At 69.7% G+C, this 20,780-nt stretch carries 23 protein-coding genes; 14 read left to right on the forward strand and 9 right to left on the reverse strand.

The genetic code is table 11. The features are described from left to right. Positions 1-13: 13 nt before the first annotated feature. The 4 genes from BR07_RS23110 to BR07_RS23115 all read left to right on the forward strand — a co-directional run bounded on the left by BR07_RS23110 (position 14) and on the right by BR07_RS23115 (position 4,007). A complete protein-coding gene (locus BR07_RS23110; RefSeq protein ID WP_081821055.1) occupies positions 14-964 on the forward strand; it encodes a hypothetical protein in 951 nt (316 codons plus the stop codon). 133 nt (positions 965-1,097) lie between these two features. Then, positions 1,098-2,219, forward strand: a complete 1,122-nt coding sequence (gene serC, locus BR07_RS0103335; protein WP_027504220.1) for a phosphoserine transaminase — start codon at positions 1,098-1,100, stop codon at positions 2,217-2,219. A 128-nt stretch (positions 2,220-2,347) separates the two neighbouring features. Beyond that, positions 2,348-3,208, forward strand: coding sequence for a septation protein SepH (gene sepH, locus BR07_RS0103340; protein WP_027504221.1), 861 nt, complete (start codon positions 2,348-2,350; stop codon positions 3,206-3,208). A gap of 82 nt (positions 3,209-3,290) precedes the next feature. Continuing rightward, on the forward strand, positions 3,291-4,007 hold the full coding sequence (locus tag BR07_RS23115) for a DUF6928 family protein (protein ID WP_037183982.1): 717 nt from the start codon (positions 3,291-3,293) through the stop codon (positions 4,005-4,007). Here BR07_RS23115 and BR07_RS0103350 read toward each other — a convergent pair. Both BR07_RS0103350 and BR07_RS0103355 read right to left on the reverse strand, forming a co-directional pair. Further along, a complete protein-coding gene (locus tag BR07_RS0103350) occupies positions 4,004-4,279 on the reverse strand; it encodes a DUF2537 domain-containing protein (RefSeq protein ID WP_027504222.1) in 276 nt (91 codons plus the stop codon). The genes BR07_RS23115 and BR07_RS0103350 overlap by 4 nt on opposite strands. Beyond that, positions 4,276-5,079: a TrmH family RNA methyltransferase gene (locus BR07_RS0103355; RefSeq protein WP_027504223.1), complete on the reverse strand. Its 804-nt coding sequence runs from the start codon at positions 5,077-5,079 to the stop codon at positions 4,276-4,278. Before BR07_RS0103355 ends, BR07_RS0103350 begins: the two co-directional genes overlap by 4 nt. 62 nt (positions 5,080-5,141) lie before the next feature. On the opposite strand from BR07_RS0103355, the gene BR07_RS0103360 reads away from it, so the two are divergent. Further along, a complete protein-coding gene (locus BR07_RS0103360) occupies positions 5,142-6,356 on the forward strand; it encodes a GNAT family N-acetyltransferase (protein ID WP_027504224.1) in 1,215 nt (404 codons plus the stop codon). Here BR07_RS0103360 and BR07_RS23120 read toward each other — a convergent pair. The 3 genes from BR07_RS23120 to BR07_RS0103375 all read right to left on the reverse strand — a co-directional run bounded on the left by BR07_RS23120 (position 6,353) and on the right by BR07_RS0103375 (position 9,644). Beyond that, positions 6,353-7,594, reverse strand: a complete 1,242-nt coding sequence (locus BR07_RS23120; protein ID WP_051613067.1) for an MFS transporter — start codon at positions 7,592-7,594, stop codon at positions 6,353-6,355. The genes BR07_RS0103360 and BR07_RS23120 overlap by 4 nt on opposite strands. A gap of 104 nt (positions 7,595-7,698) precedes the next feature. After that, positions 7,699-8,127, reverse strand: a complete 429-nt coding sequence (locus tag BR07_RS0103370) for a MarR family winged helix-turn-helix transcriptional regulator (protein WP_027504225.1) — start codon at positions 8,125-8,127, stop codon at positions 7,699-7,701. Between the two features lie 62 nt (positions 8,128-8,189). After that, a complete protein-coding gene (locus BR07_RS0103375; RefSeq protein WP_027504226.1) occupies positions 8,190-9,644 on the reverse strand; it encodes an NCS2 family permease in 1,455 nt (484 codons plus the stop codon). Between the two features lie 52 nt (positions 9,645-9,696). Here BR07_RS0103375 and BR07_RS0103380 point away from each other — a divergent pair, with 52 nt between their 5' ends. Then, complete coding sequence (locus BR07_RS0103380; RefSeq protein ID WP_051612979.1) at positions 9,697-9,960, forward strand: DUF2530 domain-containing protein; 264 nt, start codon at positions 9,697-9,699, stop codon at positions 9,958-9,960. Between the two features lie 139 nt (positions 9,961-10,099). Then, positions 10,100-10,234 carry a hypothetical protein gene (locus BR07_RS27755; protein WP_261769702.1) on the forward strand — a complete coding sequence of 45 codons (135 nt, stop codon included), beginning with the start codon at positions 10,100-10,102 and terminating at the stop codon, positions 10,232-10,234. Here BR07_RS27755 and BR07_RS0103390 read toward each other — a convergent pair. The 3 genes from BR07_RS0103390 to BR07_RS0103400 all read right to left on the reverse strand — a co-directional run bounded on the left by BR07_RS0103390 (position 10,212) and on the right by BR07_RS0103400 (position 14,304). Next, positions 10,212-10,763 (reverse strand): phosphatase PAP2 family protein, encoded by a 552-nt coding sequence (locus tag BR07_RS0103390; RefSeq protein ID WP_027504228.1) that lies wholly within the window; start codon positions 10,761-10,763, stop codon positions 10,212-10,214. The two genes, BR07_RS27755 and BR07_RS0103390, sit on opposite strands and share 23 nt — an antisense overlap. After that, positions 10,760-13,351: a sacsin N-terminal ATP-binding-like domain-containing protein gene (locus BR07_RS0103395; RefSeq protein ID WP_231476156.1), complete on the reverse strand. Its 2,592-nt coding sequence runs from the start codon at positions 13,349-13,351 to the stop codon at positions 10,760-10,762. Before BR07_RS0103395 ends, BR07_RS0103390 begins: the two co-directional genes overlap by 4 nt. Positions 13,352-13,476: 125 nt before the next feature. Next, positions 13,477-14,304 carry a DUF3027 domain-containing protein gene (locus BR07_RS0103400; protein WP_051613068.1) on the reverse strand — a complete coding sequence of 276 codons (828 nt, stop codon included), beginning with the start codon at positions 14,302-14,304 and terminating at the stop codon, positions 13,477-13,479. Positions 14,305-14,356: 52 nt separating this feature from the next. On the opposite strand from BR07_RS0103400, the gene BR07_RS0103405 reads away from it, so the two are divergent. The 4 genes from BR07_RS0103405 to BR07_RS0103420 all read left to right on the forward strand — a co-directional run bounded on the left by BR07_RS0103405 (position 14,357) and on the right by BR07_RS0103420 (position 17,960). Further along, positions 14,357-15,190, forward strand: a complete 834-nt coding sequence (locus BR07_RS0103405; RefSeq protein WP_027504231.1) for a glutaminyl-peptide cyclotransferase — start codon at positions 14,357-14,359, stop codon at positions 15,188-15,190. Between the two features lie 69 nt (positions 15,191-15,259). Further along, a complete protein-coding gene (locus tag BR07_RS23125) occupies positions 15,260-16,939 on the forward strand; it encodes an MFS transporter (RefSeq protein ID WP_231476159.1) in 1,680 nt (559 codons plus the stop codon). Next, positions 16,936-17,445 carry a DUF2771 domain-containing protein gene (locus tag BR07_RS0103415; protein ID WP_027504232.1) on the forward strand — a complete coding sequence of 170 codons (510 nt, stop codon included), beginning with the start codon at positions 16,936-16,938 and terminating at the stop codon, positions 17,443-17,445. The genes BR07_RS23125 and BR07_RS0103415 overlap by 4 nt, the downstream gene beginning before the upstream one ends. A gap of 47 nt (positions 17,446-17,492) precedes the next feature. Continuing rightward, positions 17,493-17,960, forward strand: coding sequence for a hypothetical protein (locus BR07_RS0103420; protein WP_155956907.1), 468 nt, complete (start codon positions 17,493-17,495; stop codon positions 17,958-17,960). A gap of 10 nt (positions 17,961-17,970) precedes the next feature. Here BR07_RS0103420 and BR07_RS0103425 read toward each other — a convergent pair whose 3' ends face one another. After that, a complete protein-coding gene (locus BR07_RS0103425) occupies positions 17,971-18,390 on the reverse strand; it encodes a cold-shock protein (protein ID WP_027504234.1) in 420 nt (139 codons plus the stop codon). Between the two features lie 280 nt (positions 18,391-18,670). On the opposite strand from BR07_RS0103425, the gene BR07_RS0103430 reads away from it, so the two are divergent. From BR07_RS0103430 to BR07_RS23130, 3 genes are all read left to right on the forward strand, one after another. Beyond that, positions 18,671-18,889 carry a hypothetical protein gene (locus BR07_RS0103430; RefSeq protein WP_027504235.1) on the forward strand — a complete coding sequence of 73 codons (219 nt, stop codon included), beginning with the start codon at positions 18,671-18,673 and terminating at the stop codon, positions 18,887-18,889. Between the two features lie 27 nt (positions 18,890-18,916). Then, entirely contained in the window at positions 18,917-19,315 is a 399-nt protein-coding gene (locus BR07_RS0103435) for a YccF domain-containing protein (protein ID WP_027504236.1), read from the forward strand. A gap of 89 nt (positions 19,316-19,404) precedes the next feature. Next, a complete protein-coding gene (locus BR07_RS23130; RefSeq protein ID WP_051612981.1) occupies positions 19,405-20,691 on the forward strand; it encodes a glycosyltransferase 87 family protein in 1,287 nt (428 codons plus the stop codon). The last annotated feature ends 89 nt before the right edge of the window (positions 20,692-20,780 follow it).

Consider the following 20,780-nt stretch of genomic DNA (forward strand, 5'->3'; position numbering starts at 1 on the left):
GCACACTGCGGCCGTGAACTTCTACGGGGAACTGCTGCTCAGCCGTCGTGACGCACTCGCACGCGGCGCCACCGACGCCGAGATCAAGGCTGCACTGGCGCGTCGCGAGATCGCCGTCGTCCGGCGCGGCATCTACGTCCCGGCGGCGGTCCTCGAATCGCTCGACGCCACCGGCCGGCACCTGCTCGAGGTGCGCGCGACGCTGCTGGCGAGCGCCCCCGCGGCGGCCGCCGCACACGGTTCCGCAGCCTTGGTGCACGGGATGTCGTTGTGGCGAGTCCCGGAACGGGTGCATCTCGGGATTCCGCGATCGTCGGGTGGCCACGTCGGTCGGCATCGCCACGTGCATGCCGACGGTCTGACCGAGCGGGACGTCGACGTCATCGACGGCCTGCGCTGCACGTCCGCTGCGCGCACCGTCGCCGATCTCGCGCGGACCCTCCCGTTCGAGGATGCGGTCTGCGCCGGTGACTCCGCGCTGAACCGACATCTCGTGACGCCGGAGTCGGTGCGCGAGTCGCTGAGCCGTACGCCGTCTCATCGCAGACGCACCGCCGCCGAGTGTGTACTCGACTTTCTGGACGGGCGAAGCGAGAGCGTCGGGGAGTCGCGGAGCCGCGTGTATCTGCACCATCTCGGCGTTCCGTGCCCGGAACTGCAGGTCACGCTGATGCTCTCGGACGGCCGCACCACCTTCCGTCCCGATTTCCTGTGGGAGGACGAGGGCGTGATCGGCGAGTTCGACGGCGTCTCGAAGTACTCGGCCCTCGCACGCCCCGGCGAGTCACCCGCCGACGTCCTGGTGCGGGAGAAGCGTCGCGAGGACCTGCTCCGCGCACACGGATGGACGGTGGTGCGCTGGACGTGGTCCGATCTGACGTCGCCGCAACTCGGCCGCGAACTGCGTCGGGTGCTGGCCGCAGGGTGCGGGGGCGCACGGCCGCGCACCACTCGGGTGGGGTGACCGCGCCCGCCGGCCCACCAGCACCGGGCAACCAGCACCGAGACGCCCAGCGGGGTGCACGACCCCTGTCACGGCTGCACTACCCTGATCACGCCGGTAACGCCCACACCGAAACTAAGGACGCGAACCCCGTATGGCCGAGAACCTGACCATTCCTTCCGACCTCAAGCCCGGCGACGGACGCTTCGGGTGCGGTCCGTCGAAGGTCCGGCCCGAGCAGCTCCAGTCCCTGGTGGACGTGGGCGCGTCGGTGTTCGGCACCAGCCACCGCCAGAAGCCGGTGAAGGACGTGGTGGGACGGGTGCGCGACGGTCTGCGCGAGCTGTTCTCGATCCCCGAGGGCTACGAGGTCGTGCTGGGCAACGGCGGCACCACCGCATTCTGGGACGCCGCGGCGTTCGGCCTGATCAAGGAGAAGTCGCTGCACCTCACCAACGGTGAGTTCAGCTCGAAGTTCGCCTCGGTGGCCAAGGCCAACCCGTTCATCGGTGACCCGATCGTCGTCTCCGCGGTGCCGGGCAGTGCTCCGGAGCCCACGTCGGATCCGTCGGTCGACCTGATCGGGTGGGCTCACAACGAGACCTCGACCGGTGTGGCCATTCCCGTGTCGCGCCCGGCGGGCTCGGAAGACGCCCTCATCGCGATCGATGCGACCTCCGGCGCCGGCGGCCTGCCCGTGAACGTGGCCGATTCGGATGTCTACTACTTCGCTCCCCAGAAGAACTTCGCTGCCGACGGCGGACTGTGGGTTGCGCTGATGAGCCCCGCGGCACTGGCCCGCGTCGACGAGATCGCGGCGAGCAAGCGCTGGGTCCCCGACTTCCTGTCGCTGCCCATCGCCATCGACAACAGCACCAAGAACCAGACGTACAACACCCCCGCGGTGGCGACGCTGCTCCTGTTCGCCGACCAGATCGAGTGGTTGAACGGCAAGGGCGGCCTGGACTGGGCGACGTCACGGACCGCCGACTCCTCGTCGCGGCTGTACGACTGGGCCGAGCGCTCCGAGTACGCGACGCCGTTCGTCGTCGACCCGAAGCATCGCTCGCAGGTGGTCGGCACCATCGACTTCGACGAGAAGGTCGACGCTGCAGCCGTCGCGAAGACGTTGCGCGCCAACGGCATCGTCGACACGGAGCCCTACCGCAAGCTCGGCCGCAACCAGCTGCGCGTCGGCATGTTCCCGGCCGTCGAGCCCGACGACGTCACCGCCCTGACCGCCTGCATCGATCACGTGGTCGAACACCTGGCGTGAGAGCGTGCGTGTCCCCCCCGACTGCTGCACTGTGGTGCATTACAGTCGGGGGAGGCACCGAACCCGGCCCCGTGCTCGGACAGCGAGCAGCCGAGGGGCAGGGGCCGTCGCGACGCAAAGGAGTGATCGTGCGAGAGATCCACGTGATCGGCCTGGCGTCGGACGGCAAGCACATCGTCTGTGCCGATTCCTCCGGTGAGAAGTTCCGTCTGCCGGCCGACGAGAAGTTGCGTGCCGCCGCCCGTGGTGACGCCGCGCGACTCGGACAGATCGAGATCGAGATGGATTCTCTGATGCGACCGCGCGAGATCCAGGCGCGCATCCGGTCCGGCGCCTCCATCGAGCAGGTGGCCAAGGAGTCGGGTATGCCGGCGAGCAAGGTGGAGCGCTACGCGCACCCCGTTCTGCTGGAACGCTCCCGCGCTGCCGAACTCGCCCAGCTGGGCCACCCCCTGCGTGCCGACGGGCCCGCCGTGCTCACCCTCGTGGAGATCGTGGGACTCGCGTTCCGCGGCCGCGGGCATTCGATGGACCAGGCCGAGTGGGACGCGTGGCGCGACGAGGACAATCACTGGATCGCTCAGCTGACGTGGCCCGCGGGACGCACCACCAACACCGCGCACTGGCGTTTCCAGCCGGATGCCCACGGCGGCAGTGTCACGCCCCTCGACGACGCGGCGTCCGAGCTGATCGACCCCGACTTCGGCCGCCAGCTCCGAGGGCTGGCCCCCGTCGTCGCCGCCGAGGAGGAGTCGCCGTCGCAGCAGACCCTCGACGACTACTACGGGGTCGACGCGGACTCGGACTCGGACACGGAGACCACGGCTGAGCAGCCCGAACCCCCGGAGACACCCGCAGCCGAGCCCGAGCCCGAACCGACGCAACCCAAGCCGGCGCCGGGCCACGCGAACGCGAAGGACAAACGGGGAAAGCCCGCCATGCCGTCGTGGGAGGATGTCTTGCTGGGAGTGCGCAGCAACGGCCGCTGAGTCGAGCAGTGTTCACGCCAGAGCGATCTTCACGGCCGAGAAAGTGACCGTCTGAGACCGGACGACGACAAGGGGGCGCCCGGTGGGGCTGGGAACAGCAGCGTTGTGGTTCGTCGACGCACCTGATCCGATCGCGGTACTGCGGTCCGGAGTGCAGTCCGACACCGATGCGGCCGCGGCCGTCGCACGGAAGCTCCACCCCGGTCTCGAGCCCACCCTCGTCGGCATGGCTCCCCTGACGGCGTTCGCCGTGGCGTCGGAGCCGAACCGCGTGCTGGTCGGCTGCTACCCGGGCATCACCGTCGTCTGCGCGTCCGAGCCCGCCGCGGTGCGCCCGTCGACTCTCGAGGAGTCGTGGACGTCGTTGCTGCCGTCCGCGCACACCTTTCTCGTCGCCTCCGAACGCGAGCACGCGTGGGGCGCCTTCGCGCAATGGGACTCCGGCACCCTGAAGCGCTCGTTCAGCGCCGGCCCCACCTACATCCACGAGGACGAGGGTCTTCCCTTCCCGTGGGAACGGCCCTTCTGGTCGGGCGACCATCCGCTGCAGTTCGACGGCGAGAAGTTTCCCGATCCCCAGGCGCTGCCGTTCCACCCCCAGGAGTTCGCCGACGCGGCGAGCGCCCACTGGCTCGGCGTCCGCATGATCGGCGGTGCCCGCGACGGGGACACCGACCCCGGGTCGGTGCTGTTGTGCGACTTCGCGATGCGCGATCCGGCGGCGACCCCTCCGCCCGAACCGCCGCGACCGGAGACTCCGGAGCCGCAGCGCAAGCGCGGCCTGTTCCGGCGCCGCTAGACCGACGCGTCGACGGCGAACGCCAGCACACCCACGGCCGCGCCGGCGACGATGCCCGGAACGACGAAGCGCCACACCGGATCTGCACGCCGGCGGGCGACCGACGGCGCAGCGCCGCCCACCATCACGGCCATCACCAGGACAGCGAAGAGGCTGCTGACCCGGAGCAGGGTGAGGCCCAGCGAGATCACCGCGGCGGCGGTGACGAGTGCCGCGGCGACGGCACACGCAATTCCCGGGCCCCACGGTGTCGGTTCGTCCGGATCCCTCATCCCGTGCGCACCCGCTCGTAGAACGCCATGGCGGCCGCGGTGGCGACGTTGAGCGAGTCGGTGCCCGGTGCCATCGGGATCCGCGCCCGGACGTCGGTGGCGCGCATCGCGTGTTCGGTGAGTCCGGGCCCCTCGGCGCCGAGCAGGAGCGCGACCTTCTCCCCCGTCATCGCCTCGGCCAGCGGAACGGCGGTGGGATTCGGAGTCAGCGAGACGAGCTGGAACCCGTTGTCGCGCAGCACGGACAGCCCGCGCGGCCAGTCGGGGACCGTGGCGAACGGCACGCGCAGCACGTGGCCCATAGAGACACGCACCGACCGTCGGTACAGCGGGTCGGCGCAGGCGCCGCCGAAGAGGACGGCGTCGGCACCGAGGCCGGCGGCATTGCGGAACATGGAGCCGAGGTTCTCGTGGTCGTTGACGCCTTCGAGAATCGCCACGGTCCGCGCGTCGGCGACGACGTCCGCGAGGTCCAGCGGTGCGGGGCGCCGGGCGGCCGCGAGCACCCCGCGGTTGAGGTGGAACCCGACGGCCTCCGCCATGACGTCCGCCGTGGTGCGGTAGAACGGCACGTCGACGTCCACGAGATCGTCCGCGAGCTCACCGAGCCGCCGCTCGACGCCCAGCAGCGAGAGGGGCTCGAAACGTGACGCGACAAGGCGCTGGACCACCAGAACACCCTCCGCGATCACCAGCCCCTTGCCCTCGGGCAGGTCGGGGCGACGGTCCGAGGAGTTGAGGTCCCGGAAGTCGTCGAGGCGAGGATCGGCTGGGTCGGTGATGTCGACGACGTGTACCACGGACCCATCTTCTCAGGACGTGTTCCGGCGGTGCATCGGCGCGGCCGATAAGGTCGTCTGCGATGACTACCGACGACACGATCACCATCCGTACCGCCACCGAGGACGACTGGGACGCCATCGCGCTCCTCGACGCCCACGCTTTCGGTGAGCACCAGAACAGCGAGGACATGGAGGAGACCAAGATACTCACGGCCTCGTCCGAGATCTTCCTGGCGTGCGACGGTGACCTGCCGGTCGGTGTCACGATGCACTTCCCGATGGACGTCACCGTTCCCGGTGGCCGCACCCTGCCCGCGACGGGGGTGTCGTGGGTGTCGGTCGCTCCCACGCATCGCCGACGTGGCATCCTGCGCCGGATGTTCACCGCGCAGCACGAGCGCTTCGAGGAGGCGGGCAAGCCCCTGTCGGTGCTCACGGCGAGCGAGGCGACCATCTACGAGCGGTTCGGGTACGGCGCCGCCACGCAGGGTGTCAACTACACCATCGACCGGCGCTTCACCGCGTTCCGCAAGGATCTGCCGCCGCCCCGGGGCGCCCGTCTGGTGACGTCCGCGGAGGCTCGTGAACTGCTGCCGGAGATCTACGGACGGTGGCAGCGACAGACCGCCGGCGCCCAGCCGATGCCCCAGACCCGGTGGCATCGCTTCTTCGCCGATCGCAAGAACTCCCGCGGTGGTTTCTCCAAGCTCTTCTTCATCGTCCACCCCGACGGATACATCGCGTTCCGCCGCGGCTACCGCGTCGGGACAGCGGGGGCGCAGGAGGCGCGCATCGTCGACATCATCGCCGCGACGGACGAGGCACGCTCCGATCTCTGGCAGGTGATGTGCGGCATCGATCTCGTGGAGACGATCGAGGTGACGCTTCCCGTCGGGGATCCGCTGCTGACACTGCTGACCGATCGCCGTGTCCCGCAGGTCACCGGCGTCAAGGACGGCCTGTGGGTGCGGTTGATGGACGTCCCGGCGGCGCTGTCGGCGCGGACGTACGCCATCGACACCGATCTCGTGATCGGCGTGGAGGATCCGTTCCTGCACGCCGGCGGCGCCTATCGCTTCGTCACCCGCGACGGGCACGCCGAGGTCACCCGCAGTGACGACGACCCCGACGTGACGGTGTCCTCGTCCGTCCTCGGCAGCCTCTACCTCGGCGCGCACCGCGCTCGCCAGTTCGCGGCCGCCGGCCGAGTGGCGTCGACGACGGAGAAGGCGTTGCACGAGTTCGATCTGGCTTTCGGCACCCCGAGCCAGCCCCAGATCGGCTGGTTCTTCTAGGCGGGTCGGGGTTCGTCGACCCCGACGTCGGGCATCGCGATGTCGGCGACATGGGTGCGGCGCACGACCAGCGCCGCGCCCAGGCCCGCGATCAGGGAGACGATCCCGCCGAGCACCAGCGGTGCGCGAGGATCGACGACGTCGGCCACCCAGCCGAGCAACGGGCTGCCCAGCGGGGTTCCGCCGAGGAAGCACAGCATGTAGATGCCCATGACCCGGCCGCGCATGTCCGACGGGACCGACGCCTGCAGGATGTTCATCGCGATGGTGCTGAACGTGAGCTGGACTGCGCCGGCCGGGATCAGCATGACTGCGACGGCCCAGAACGCGGGCATCACTCCGGCCAGAGTCTCGAAGATGCCGAACACCACCGCGGACAGCACGAAGAGACGGATCCCGGGGGTGCCGCGTCTCCGGGCGGCGAGAGTCGCGCCGATCAAGGTGCCCACCGCGAGCACCGTGGACAGGAATCCGTACGCGTCCGCACCCTTGTCGAAGGTGTTGCGCGCGATCACCGACAGGCTCAGCGGGAAGTTGATGCCGAACGTCGACACGACGAACACGGTCGCCAGGAGCACGCAGAGATCCGGCCGCCCCGCGACGTAGCGGAATCCCTCCCGCACCTGACCTTTCCGACGCGGTGCACGCTCGACGGTGAACAGTTCGGCGGGCCGCATGGCGGCGAGGGCGCCGAACACCGCGGCGAACGAGGCTGCGTTGACGAGGAAGACCCAGCCGGTGCCGACCAGCGTGATGCCCACGCCGGCGATGGCGGGGCCGACGATGCGGGCGAGGTTGAACGTCATCGAGTTGAGGCCGATGGCGTTGGGAAGCCGTGCGGGACCGACCATCTCGATGGTGAACGACTGCCGGACGGGCGCGTCGATCGCCGACGAACAGCCGAGGAGCAGCGCCAGGACGTAGACGTGCCACAGCGCCACGACACCGCCGACGTCGAGCAGCCCGAGCACGAGCCCGAACACGGCGGCAGCGGCCTGAGTGGCCATGAGGAGGCGTCTCTTGTCGTACCGATCCGCGAGCACCCCGCCCCACACGGACAGCACCAGTGTGGGACCGAACTGCAGTGCCATGACGATGCCGACGGCGAGCCCGTTGCCCCCGGACAGTTCGAGAACCAGCCAGTCCTGGGCGATGCGCTGCATCCAGGTGCCGATGAGCGAGACGATCTGACCCGACGCCCACAGTCTGTAGTTGCGCGAGTGCAACGCGTCGAACAGAGAGGGCCGGGCCGCGGACCCGTCCGTCCGCCGATGAAGTAGTTGCACGAAGTACCAATCTACTCCGGTGGCGGAGACCTCGGCCCGAGGTCAGGCGGGGAGCGTCACTCCGACTCGTTGACGATGGCCGACATGATGTCGACCGCGGTACGCATCGCCACGAGCTGGTCCGCGTCGAGCCCGCGCAACTGTTCGGTCAACCACGCCTCGCGGGCGTTGACCTCGTCCTCGATGACCTGACGGCCCGCGTCGGACAGCGACACGATGATCTGACGGCCGTCGGTGGGGTGGGGCATCCGGTCCACGTACCCGAGATCGCCCAGGGACGCGACGACGCGCGTCATGGACGGCGGCTGTACGCGCTCGCGCGCTGCCAGGGTGCCCGGAGTCATCGCGCCTTCGCGTGCGAGGGTCGCGAGAGCGGAGAGCTGCGTGAGCGTCACCTGGCTGGTGCGGCGGCCTCGCAGGTGCCGCGTCATACGGACGACAGCGAGGGAGAGGTCGCCGGCCAACGCACGCAGTTCCTCAGGCATCGCCACAGGATACGGCACGTGCGGGTGCTGAACGACCCGCGCGAGCAGCGGATCTGCGCCGACTACGTGAGCGCGTCCGTGATGGGCCCGAGGGCGAAGTACGCGACGAAGAGCAGGGCCACGATGCCGAGAAGTGGGTGGACGCTGCGGATCTTGCCGCGACCGACGGCGAGGACGACCCAGGTGATGAATCCGACGCCGATGCCGTTCGCGATGGAGTAGGTGAACGGCATGACCACGATGGTGAGGAACGCGGGCAGCGCCACATGGAATTTGGTGAAGTCGATGTCGGCGACCTGCCCGATCATCAACGCCCCCACCACGACGAGGGCCGGTGCGGCCGCCTCGATGGGGACCACCGAGTACAGCGGTGTCAGGAACATCGCGGCGAGGAACAGCACGCCCGTCACCACGTTGGCGAGGCCGGTGCGCGCACCCTCGGCGATTCCCGACGCCGACTCGACGAAGACCGTGTTCGACGACGCCGAACCTGCGCCGCCCGCGACCGCGCCGACACCCTCGACGACGAGCGCCTTGCCGACGCCCGGCAGCGTGCCGTCCTTGCTCGCGAGCCCGGCCTCCTTGCCGAGCCCGGTCATGGTGCCCATGGCGTCGAAGAAGTTGGCCAGCACCAGCGTGAACACCAGCAGGCTGGCCGCCAGGACGCCGATGCGGGTGAAGGCGCCGAACAGATCGACGTTGCCCACGAGTGACAGGTCGGGGAGGTCGACGACGACGTCGGGCAGCGCCGGCACGCTGAGGTTCCAGCCCTTCGGGTTCACTCCCGCGGAGGCACCGGTGTCGGTGATCGCCTCGATGATCGCGGCCACCACGGTGGTGACGACGATGCCGATCAGCAACCCGCCCCGCACCTTTCGCGCCACGAGGATGCCCATGAGAAGCAGACCGAAGACGAAGGTCACCGTCGGCCACGACGCGATGGACCCGTCGATGCCCAGGCCGACCGGAACGGTGGTGCCGGCGATGTCCGGCACACGACGCACGAAGCCTGCGTCGACGAGACCGATGAGCGCGATGAAGGCGCCGATGCCCGCCGCGATGGCGGCCTTGAGTTCGCTGGGGATGGCCTCGAACACGGCGGTGCGGAATCCGGTGAGCGCCAACACCACGATGATGATGCCGTCGATGACGACCAGCCCCATGGCCTCGGCCCAGGTGACCTGCGGGGCGATGGTGACGGCGAGCAGCGTGTTGATGCCGAGTCCCGCCGCGATGGCGAACGGGTAATTGGCGATGACACCGAAGAGAATGCTCATGACGCCGGCCACGAGCGCCGTGACGGCGGCGACCTGGGGCACCGGGAGGATGTCGCCCAGCACGTCGGTCTTGGCCGCCGCGTCGTCGGGCGAGAAGCTGCCGAGGATCAGCGGATTCAGCACCACGATGTAGGCCATGGCGACGAACGTGACGACGCCTCCCCGCACCTCGGCGGACATGGTCGATCCGCGATCGGTGATCTTGAAGTACGAGTCGAGGAGAGACGTCGCGCGAGACATGAAGTGGAGACTAGGCCATGACCCGGTGAGGGGCGCGGGTAGCGTCGGCGCCGTGCGCCCCACCCCCGCCACCCCGCCCGGACTGCCACCGCGCGTGACCGATCCCGCTCCGGTGCTCGCTGCCGGGACGCTGCTGTTCCTCGTCGCCGCCGTCCTGTGCTCGGTGGTCGACTCCTTCTCGGGCGCAGTCGCGGTCTGCTGGACGGGAACCGCTCTGGGCGCGTTGGGGTTCGGACTGTTCGCACTGCAACGCCGAGCTGCTCGCCGCGGCCGACGCACGGCCCAGAAGGGGCTCGTGCACCCGCCCGAGGTGTGACCCGGGCGACAGGTTCCGGGCGCGAAAACCCCCTCTGACGTGCTGGAACTCACCCTCGTCGAGGTTGAGTAACACGGACGTAACGTGGAGAATCGGTTATGTCAGTTCAGCTACTCGAGCAACGTCCGGAGAGATAGAAGTGAAGTACGTCGAAAGTTTCCTCAACCGCCGCCGCCACGTTCGGGCACTGCGTGATCTCTACGCACGCGCGAACAATGTGGGCAGCCCCGCGATGCGTGACGAGCTTCTCGTCATCGCCCAGCGCGACCGCTGAGTCGCGACACCACCGCGATACCCGCGACACCGACCAGGGCCCCCAGGAGCCAGCCGACGACGACGTCGCTGAGCCAGTGCGCCCCGAGGTAGACGCGGGAGAACCCGATGAGCAGCGTTGCCGCCGTGACCACGGCGGCCGCTGCTCTCGTTCGTTTCCGGGCACTGTCGAACGCGCCGAGCGCGACCAGCAGCGTGATCACCGCCGCCGCGAAGGTCGCCGACACCATGGCGTGACCGGACGGGAACGAGTAGGTCGAGATGTCGACGAGGCGCTCGGGCACCGGCGGCCGGGTCCGGCGGATCGCGTACTTGAGAGCGTTCATGACGAGCCATCCGGTGAACACCGTGGCCACGAGGCCCGGCCCGAGATGGCGGTGCCCCCGGCGCACCAGGATCAGCGCGACCACCACCGTCACGAGTGCGACGCCCGCGGTGTTGCCCACCGTGGTGATCACGGTCATGGCGTCCGTCAGGGCCGCGCTCCGGTGATCCACCATCCAGTCGAGGACATCACGGTCCGCGCTCACGGCAGCACCGTCCGTGACACGTGCGTCTCGCCGTCGTCGGTGACCCAGAAGGGCACCGCTCGCTCCACTCGCACGGTGCCGCGACACCGCACCACCAGGTCGTCGTGCAGGACGACGACGTCCGGGACCGGCCACGACGAGATCGCGCGTGCGGCCGCGAGGGCGGGACGGGTGTCCACCGTCGCCCGCTCCCCCACCGACACGATCTCGACGCTCAGCGCCGTCGACGCCGTCTCCACGTCGAGGAGATCCGCGAGGGTGTCGGCGGACGCCGTCGACCCGAGCACCACTCGGTCGGCGGGTAGCAGGGCGATCCACCGCGGGTGATCGAGGACGACCACCGCGGCGGGATCGGCCACGCTGCCGGCGAGAGTGCGTACCGCCACGGGCGGATCGATGTCGCGTAGATCCACCCGCCCGGCGTCCACCGCCTCGGCGAGGAGCGTGTGGACCCGGATCGCCACCGCGGGAGACACCACACGATCGGGATCGGCCGCCGCGGCGAGCAGATCGGCCGCCGTGTCGGCGTCGTCGATCGCGGGACCCGCCAGCGCCGCGGCGAACTCGGCGGCGCGGGGATGGTCGACGGGGTCCAGCAGTCCACGCAGGGAGTCGTCGCCGGGCAGACGGAGCAACCCCAGCGGTGTCTCGTTCACCCGCGCGTGACGACGCAGCCACCAGGCGGTGTAGCCGGTCCGGTCCCGCACCGCCGCGGCCGTCACCGGATCGTCGACGATCTGGGTGAGCGCGTCCGCCCAGCGCGCCTCGTCCACCAGATCGAGATCACGCACGGCGACCAGGGTGCCGGGCTCACCGGAGAGACCGTCCCACCACGCCTCCTCGTCGTCGAGATCGTGATCGGGACCCGCGGGGGTCTCGTCCACCACGACGCCGAAGCCGTGACCCACGCCCACCACCCGCAGGGCGTCCGCGCCGTACCGGTCGACGACGGACCGATCCACCACGCCGAACGGGCTGTCCCGCTGCAACACTCGCCGTAACAGCGAGTCCGGCAACAGCAGTTCGTCCGCCGCCCGCATCTCGCCGTCCGACGAGAGCAACGGCAACGACCCGACGGAGCCGATCCTCGTCTCGCCGCCGACGGCTGCCGCGAGGGTCAGCACGTCGTGCACCAGTTCCTCCGGCACGTCGTCCGGATCCTCGAGCATCGCTGCCAACGCGGGGTCGGCGAGCAGGTCGGCCGGGCGAGCGGTCCGCGCTCCCGCGCGGCGGAGCAACGGATGGGCGGCGTCCGGGTGCACCACACGAGCCCACCCGACCGAGCCGAGACGGTCGCCGTCCACCAGCACCACCGTGCGGGGACCCGTGACGGTGCGGCCGTCCGTCAGCGGAACCGGCAGCGCCGCACACTCGTCGACGTCCGCCGAGTCGTGCACGACGTCGGTCAGTGCGTCGTACAGGCGGTGCCACCAGATCGGCGGTCGCGACACCCCCGACAGGCTCTCGACGATGCCCGCGAGCCCGAGCCGACGCACACCGACCGCCGCCAGAGCCGTCGCCGACGCGCGATCCGATGCCTCGGGTGCCACCAGACCCGGCACGACGTCCACGAGGAGTTCGGCCAATTCGGCTGAGATCGAGTCCACCACCGCGGCATTCGCGGGACGTACCGCCCGGCCCGCCGCCGTCGGGACCCACGCGGTCGACTCCAGGTCGCGGACGAGCGCCGCGCGGACCGCCTCGTCGACCTCGGACGCCGGCAGTCCCGGACGCGGTACCGCGGCGGCCCGATGAGACGCCGGCAGGTCGGCGACCAGTGCCGCGTATCCGGTCGCCACGACCGAGAGGTCGGCGCCCGGAAGGACCCGTCGACGGTCGGGCTGGAGGGGGACGTCCGCGATCAGGAGCAGCGGAATAGTCAGCACCTCATCGGATCTGGTGGGCGCACGCAGCACGTCCCGCGTCAGTGGCGCGGGCGAGTCCGGCGTGAGACCGTCGTCCTCGAGCGGCAGAAACCAGCGTGCGGCCGCCGCGTCGCCGCGCCACCATCGTCGGCCGCCGACCCGCACGTCCGTCCACGCTCCCGGGCCCGACGACACCTCACGCACAACTTCGGTCCCGTCGACGGAGATCGACTGCAGCGCATCGAGTTCGAGCATCAGATCGATCGACTCACGGGCGGCCGCGGTCAGCACTTCGGCGACGTCCACGACGCCGTGCAGCACGACCTCGGTGTCCCAACCCGGGGTCGGCACGTCGTCCGACGCCCACGGCAACCGGAGGACGGGAACGCCCTGCTCCGGCTCACTGAGCCCACGCGCGGCGATCGCTCGGCGCGTCCTCGATCCGTCGAACACGATCGAGCCCGACGTGGATCGGATCTCGATACGCTCGGACACCGCACGGACGGCGGTGAACCCGACTCCGTATCGCCCGACGGACGTGGCGTGCTCGGAAGTCTTGTCGGACGCTCGCAGCGCGGACAACGCCTGCACCCCGGTGATCGACAGCGGCACACCGACATTCGCGACGTGCAGCGCGTCGCCGACGGACCACACCGCCAGGCGACCGGGAACGTCGGCGCGGGAGGCGGCGTCGGCGGCGTTCTGCGCCAGCTCCGTGATCACGCGATCGCGGTAGCCCCCCACCACCAGATCGGCCTCCGTGGCCGCATCCTCCCGCAGTCGGGTGGGCGACGACGACCAGGCCGCGAGAACGGACTCGCGCAGTGCCTCCGTCCCGAAGGGGTCGGTCAGAGGGTCGACGACGACTCCGTGATGTCGGTGACCGCCTCGGTGTCCCGGGGCTCGGTGTTCCGGGGCTCGGTGTTCTCGGTCGGCGTGGTCTCCAGGGCACCGTCGTCGTAGGCCGCGTACGCGGGCGATCCGGCGCCGGTCGGTCCCTCGGTGTCCGAGTGCGCACCGCAGCCGTACGCCGCGTGCACCACGTGTCCGTCCGCGGCCAACTCGTTTCCGCACACGCCGAACGCAGCGCTCAGCGAACCCTGCAGAGCGAGATAGAAACCACACGTGACGCACGTGCCCGGCGCCGCCTTGGCCATCGGGGAATCGGGACCGAAGTCGCTCTCGGCCCACCGCTCGGCGGCCTCGAGCCGACCCTCGCGGCTCATGACCTGCTTGCGACCGAGACCGAGTTCGAGGGCGACGTCGTCGACGGCGGGATCGCCGGTGGCCAGGTACCCCGGCACCAGTCGGACGTCCTCGTGGCGTGGCGGCAGCAGGTCACCCGGAGCCAGATCGCCGGGACGGATGCGCTCGTCCCACGGAACCCACGTCGGCGCCACCAGGGCGTCCGGACCGGGAAGCAGGGCGAGTTCGCTGACGGTGACGGTCTCGGAGCCGGGGGGCGCTGCGACGACGACCGCCCACTGCCAGCCGCCGTATCCGGGCAGGTCGGCCGCGAAGCGGTGGATCGCAGAGGCCTCGTCGACGGCCTCGACCCCGAGGTGGGCTCCGACCGGGCCTTCGCCCGACTCCACGACGGCGGCCTGCGCCACGGACACGGCGTCGGCGAGGAGCGGGGGGATCTCGGTCACGACAGGGGCACTCACACCCCCTATTTTGCAGCATCGGCTCGCGTCGTGCGCCCACCGGGCCTGACAGGATGGCCGTATGCGTTCGGGTCTCTTGCGTTCAGGTTCGGGAGTCGGCCGCGCGATCGCGTCCGGAACCGTCGCCGCCGCGGTGGTGCTCGGTGGATGCGCGCCGGACCCCGCACCGCCCGCCGCGGACGTGCCCCGCTTCGGCGTCGAGATCGTCGGCACGTCGCCGCACGACACCGACGCCTTCACCCAGGGTCTCGAGATCGACGGTGACCGATTGCTCGAGGGGACGGGCCGCGAGGGCCGCTCCCGCGTCACGGCGTCCGATCGGGAGACGGGCGACGTGCTCACGGAGGTGGACCTTCCCGCACCGCTGTTCGGCGAGGGCCTCACCGTCGCCGGCGACACGGTGTGGCAGCTGACCTGGCAGGACGGGATCGCGGTGGCCCGAGATCGCGAGACTCTGCTGGAGCGGCGACGCGTCGACTACGACGGCGAGGGCTGGGGTCTGTGCCTCGACGAGTCGAGTGCGGGATCGAGCGGCCGCCTCGTGATGAGCGACGGCACCGACACCCTCACCTTCCGAGATCCGGACACCTTCGAGCCCACCGGCACCGTGCGCGTGACTCGGGGCGAGCGGCCGGTGACGTCGATCAACGAGCTGGAGTGCACCGCGGACGGGATCTACGCCAACATCTGGAAGACCGACGACATCGTGCGGATCGATCCGTCGACCGGCGCCGTGACGGCGATCGTCGACGCCTCGCCGTTGCGTGCCGCACTCGAGGACACGTCCGGAATCGACGTCCTCAACGGCATCGCGGCCGTCCCCGGCACGTCCCGCTTCCTCGTGACCGGCAAATTGTGGCCCACTCTGTTCGAGGTCGAGTTCCGACCACGGTGACCGAGGGACGCCGTCCCCGCCGAGCGAGTCGCCCACACTCCCCGACCCGAGGTGGGGGACAATGACGGGGTGACAGGTCCCGACGATCCGCGCCCCGGTTCGCGACATCCGGGATGGGACAACTACTCGCCGTCCGAGCGACTCCCACCCCGTCGATCGCCGCTGCCTCCGCTGCATCCACCGACGGCCGGACCGGGCGAGACGATCCCGGGCGACCCGACCACGGCGCCCGACCCGACGACACGCATGCCGAACCAGGACACCGGTCCCCGCCGTCCCCGCGTACCGCGCAAACTGACGGTCACCCGCGTCGCGGCGATGCGTGGTCGTGAGATCACGGGCAAGGGCATCGCGACGTTCCGACGCGCCGCCACCGCCGACGGAGCCGACAAGTCCGGTCTCACGGCGCTCACCTACGCGACGATGGCCAACTTCGCCTCGGACGCGGCGATGGCGGTGGCGCTGGCCAACACGCTGTTCTTCTCCGCCGCGACGGGCGAGGACAAGACCAAGGTCGCCCTGTATCTGCTCATCACCATCGCCCCGTTCGCGATCATCGCGCCCCTGATCGGCCCCATGCTCGACCGCCTGCAGCAGGGTCGCCGCATCGCGCTGGCCACCTCGTTCGTCCTGCGTGCCGTCCTCGCCGTGGTGCTGGTCTTCAATTTCGACACCTGGCTGCTCTATCCCGCCGCGCTCGGGATGATGGTGCTGAGCAAGTCGTTCTCGGTGCTCAAGTCGGCCGTCACCCCTCGGGTGCTGCCACCGGACATCGACCTCGTCCGGGTGAACTCCCGCCTGACCGTGTTCGGGTTGCTGGGCGGCACCATCTCGGCGGGAGCGGTCGCGGGTGCCATCGCGTTCGCACTGGGTTCCGCCGGGGCACTGTGGTTCACGTTCGCCGTGACGGTGTTCGGCGCGTATCTCTCCATGCGCATCCCGTCCTGGGTGGAGGTCACCGAGGGTGAGGTGCCCGCGACGCTCGGGTACCACGCCGAGGCGACCACCGGCGCGATCGGCATCGTCCCGGCGCCCAGCAAACGCCGGCAGCCCCTCGGCCGCGACGTCCTCACCGGACTGTGGGGCAACGGCACCATCCGCGTGCTCACCGGCTTCCTCACGCTGTACGTCGCGTTCGTGGCGAAGTCCCGCACCGAGCACGAGCCACTCCAGCAGGCACTCATGTTGGCGTTGGTGGGCGCGGCGGCCGGTCTCGGCAACTTCGGCGGCAACGCCGCCGGCGCCCGGGTGAAGCTCGGTCGCCCGTCGGTGCTGGTGGTGCGCTGCACCGCGGCCGTCACTGCGGTCGCGATCGTCGCGGCTCTGACGAACAGCCTGCTGACTGCCGCGCTCGCGGCTCTCGTCGCGTCGGGCGCGAGCGCGCTGGCGAAGGTGTCGCTCGACGCGTCGTTGCAGAACGACCTGCCTCCCGAGTCGATCGCGTCCGGCTTCGGGCGCAGCGAGACGGTGCTGCAGCTGAGCTGGGTCATCGGCGGCACGTTCGGCGTGCTGCTCCCCACCGAGTACTGGCTGGGTTTCACCGTGGTGTCGGTGGTCCTTACGATCGGCCTGGTGCAGACATTCGTGACCCACCGGGGCGGCTCGCTGCTTCCCGGCTTCGGCGGTAAGAGACCGGTACGAGCGGACCAGGAGGTGGCGGGCAGCGAACTGCGCCACGCCACCGGCCGAATCCCCCGAGTGGATCAGGAAGCGGGCCGCGCACCCGCGGGCGAGGACGCTCCCCGATGACGACACGCAAGATCCTGTACGGACTGTCCGCACTGGTCGCCGTCGTCGGCGTCGCCTTCGTGCTGGTGGTCGGCAAGGCGATCCTCGACGCCCCCGAGGAGTCCCCGCGGGTGTCCGCATACGCCGACGGCCGGTACGAGGAAGTGGAACCGTTCCGGTACTGCCCGGTGCAGGAGCCGCTCTGCGACTACGAGGGCACGACCGCGACGATGCCCGTGCGCGAGGGCCATCCGCTGCAGTTGTCCCTGCCGGGCGCCATCTCGGAGAACCCGTGGGGCTTCGCCAGCGTCTACGGAGACCCGGACTCCGGCGACGTCGTGGAAGCAGACGAGTACTTCGCCCCCGGGACGCGGAACACGCTCACCGTGCCGCCGGTGAACGAGGACGGACTCGTGCTCATCGGCGTCGAGGTGCGCCTGCCGTCCGGTGTCATCGACGTCGACACCGACCAGGAGGAGATCGTCAGCCACGCCATCTGGTCGATCGCCACCACGACGGCCCTCTAGGACTCGGGGCTCGGGTGGTGGCGGAGGAAGCACTGACCGAGTTCGTCATGACCCCCCTGGACTCCCTGAAGCAACGGGACGTCTCCATGGTCGTCGTCGTGGCAACGGTGATATTCGTCGTCACCAACACGGCGTGGAACTGGACGTCGATGTGGTGGACTCCGGCTGTCCTCGCGTTCGCCGCGGTGTTCGTGTGGACGGGGCGGGACGCCCCGCACCGACGGACCGTCGTGTACCCGGACCGACTCGAGGTTCATCGGCGCAAGGGCGTCACGTCCGTGATTCCCCGGGACGCGATCGAGTCGTTCCGCGGGAAGCCCGACGACGAGGGAGGACCCGTCGTCGGCGTGGTCGATGTGTACGGACGACGGACGATGCTCGAGGGAACCGGGCATGCCGTGCAGAAGCGATGGCGAGACGGCGTCAGGAAGTACTTGTCCGACGCACATCGACGCGAGGTGGACGCTCTCGTCGCGCAGTTCGAGCACTGGCGCACGCACGGCCGCTGGGAGTGACCGCCCGGGGTCAGCTGTCCAGTTCGCGGGCGACGGCCCGGACCACCTCGGAGATCTTCTGGGCGGTCTTGCGGTCGGGGTACTTGCCCTTGCGCAACTCTGGCTGCACGGTGGCCTCCAGAAGCGTGATCATGTCCTCGACCATGCCGTGCAACTCGTCGGGCGTGTGCTTGCGAGCGGTCGGCTGATCGCGGCGGGCGGCGGCACCCGCCTGACGCAGTGAGGGCGCCGGGTCGAGAACCTTCAGCGACAACGCCTGGGGTCCGCGGCGTCCGGCGGCCATGCCGAACTCGACGCGCTGGCCGGCCTTCAGGCCCTCGACTCCCTGCGGGAGCGCGGACGACCGGACGTACACGTCCTCACCCTCGTCCTGCGAGAGGAAGCCGAAACCCTTGTCGACGTCGTACCACTTCACCTTGCCGGTCGGCACCGATCTCACCCATTCGTCTCGTTGATCGCGTCACATGAATAATCGCGCCCGTTGCCGCCGCCCATGACGGGCCCTGGCGCTCGGGACGCGATGAGTCGATGGTACTCCGCTGCGCGAACGACGAGCACCTCGATATCGCGGGGCAGGCGCCGGGTAGGCCGGAGGCCGGTCGGGTCGTCAGGCCGGGAAGGCCGGAGGCCGGTCGGGTCGTCAGGCCAGGAAGGCCGGAGGCCGGTCGGGGCATCAGGGCGGGAAGGCCGGAGAGATAGTGTGCTCTCTCGTGACCGACTCCCCCCGTACCGGAACCCCGGCGCTCCTGGTCGCCGCCCTCGTCTGTTTCGGGCTGGGCCTGCTGGCGATCGTCGTCATGTTCGTGACGCTGCTCGTCTGGGACGATCCGCCCGGACTGTGGATCTATCTCTCGGCGATGCTGTGCCCGCTGGGATTCCTGCTCGGTCTGATCCACGCGCTGCGGTCGGGCCGCCGAGCCCGTCGCTGACACGGCGGAACCGGGCATACTGGTCGCATGCGCCTGCTGCTGAACGTCATCTGGTTGATCTTCGGCGGCCTGTGGCTCGCTCTCGGCTACTTCGTGGCCGGCATCGTCTGCTGCATTCTCATCGTCACCATCCCGTTCGGTATCGCGGCGTTCCGCATCGGGGTGTACGCCCTGTGGCCCTTCGGCCGGACCGTGGTGGACAAGCCCACGGCGGGCGTCGCCTCGGTGATCGGCAACGTGATCTGGATCGTCGTGGCAGGGATCTGGCTGGCCATCGGGCACGTCCTCACCGCGATCGCCATGACGATCACCATCATCGGGATCCCGCTGGCGTTGGCGAACCTCAAGCTGATCCCGGTGTCGCTCATGCCGCTGGGCAAGGACATCGTCGACTCGGACGCACCGTTCGTGGCCACGCGCTACTGACGTCGGGGCGCGAACTCAACAGAACGAACGGTTCCTTCTCGGCGTGGCCCGAGGGGTGATACACGTCGGATCGGTCTACCATCCTGTGCGTGATACTGAAGAAATCCGATGACCGCACCTTCGGATCACACAGGATCTTCATCGCCCTCACCGTGATCGGTGCCGCCGTGGCGCTCGTCGCGCATGATCGGCTCATCCCGTTCGACGTCCCCAAGTTCGGGTTGTTCCGGTTCGGCATCGACGCTCTCGTGTACCGCGCCGGCGGAGCGACGGTGCTCGACTCGTCCCCGCTGTACGCCCACGATCTGGTCGGCGAACTCCCCTTCACGTATCCCCCGTTCGCCGCGCTGGTGTTCGCACCTCTCGGGGCGATGTCCACCGCGACGACCAACATCGTCTTCTGGCTCGGGAACATCGCGCTGCTCTATCTGATCGTCCGGTCCTGCTGGATGGTCCTCGGCTTCCGCGACGACCGCAGTCTCCGCATCGTCAGCGCCGCACTGTCCATCGTCTTCACGTGGCTCGAACCGGTGCGCATGACCATCTGGCTCGGTCAGATCAATCTCGTTCTCCTGGCGCTGGTGCTGTGGGACCTGTCGCGGCCCGAGGGCAGCCGGCTCCGTGGCATCGGGGTCGGCATCGCCACCGGCATCAAGATGACTCCCGGACTGTTCCTCGTCCACCTCGCGCTGACACGGCAGTGGCGGGCACTGGTCGTCGGCGTCGTCACCGCCGCGGCGACCGTGGTGCTCGGCTTCGTCGTGCTCTTCTCCGACGCGGTCACCTACTGGTTCGGCGCCATCTCCGACTCGTCCCGCATCGGCGACATCTCGTCCGGCGCGAACCAGTCGCTGCGCGCGTCGATACCGAGGTGGTTCGGCATGACCGAGGCGCCGACGCTGCTCTGGATCGTCATCGCCGGAGCCGTCTGCGTGGCCGGCCTTCTCGTGGGCGCCGCGGCGCACCGCCGGGGGTTGCCGCTCCTCGGCCTGATCGTCATCGGCCTGACGGCGCCTCTGGTGTCTCCGTTCTCCTGGGGTCACCACTGGGTGTGGCTCCTGCCGCTGGTCATCGTCTGCATGGACGTCGCACTGCGTGCCTCGAACCCGCTCGCCTGGCTCCTGCCGCTCGTCGCGAGCCTGCCGCAGATCGCCTGGTTCTGGGTGGCGCCCGGTGACGTCTACGCGATCGGCACCTTCATGCTCCCGCCGTCGAACCGACTCGAGGGTGTGGCGCTGCAGACCGTCTACCCGACCACGGGTGTCCTGGTGCTCGTCGTCGTGGCTGTGATCCTGCGCACATGTGACGTCGGACACATAACGAAGGGGTCACGAACGGGTGACGAGACGGTGGTCAGCACGTCTTCGCCGTCCTAGCTGCGACGACCCGTTCGAACACCTCACAACGGCGGCGCGACGCGCGCACCAGGGGAAGTTATCGAACAGTGACATGTGTGCCCGTTTCG

It is taken from the genome of Rhodococcus sp. UNC23MFCrub1.1, from assembly GCF_000686025.1.
Classification (GTDB): Bacteria; Actinomycetota; Actinomycetes; order Mycobacteriales; family Mycobacteriaceae; genus Rhodococcoides.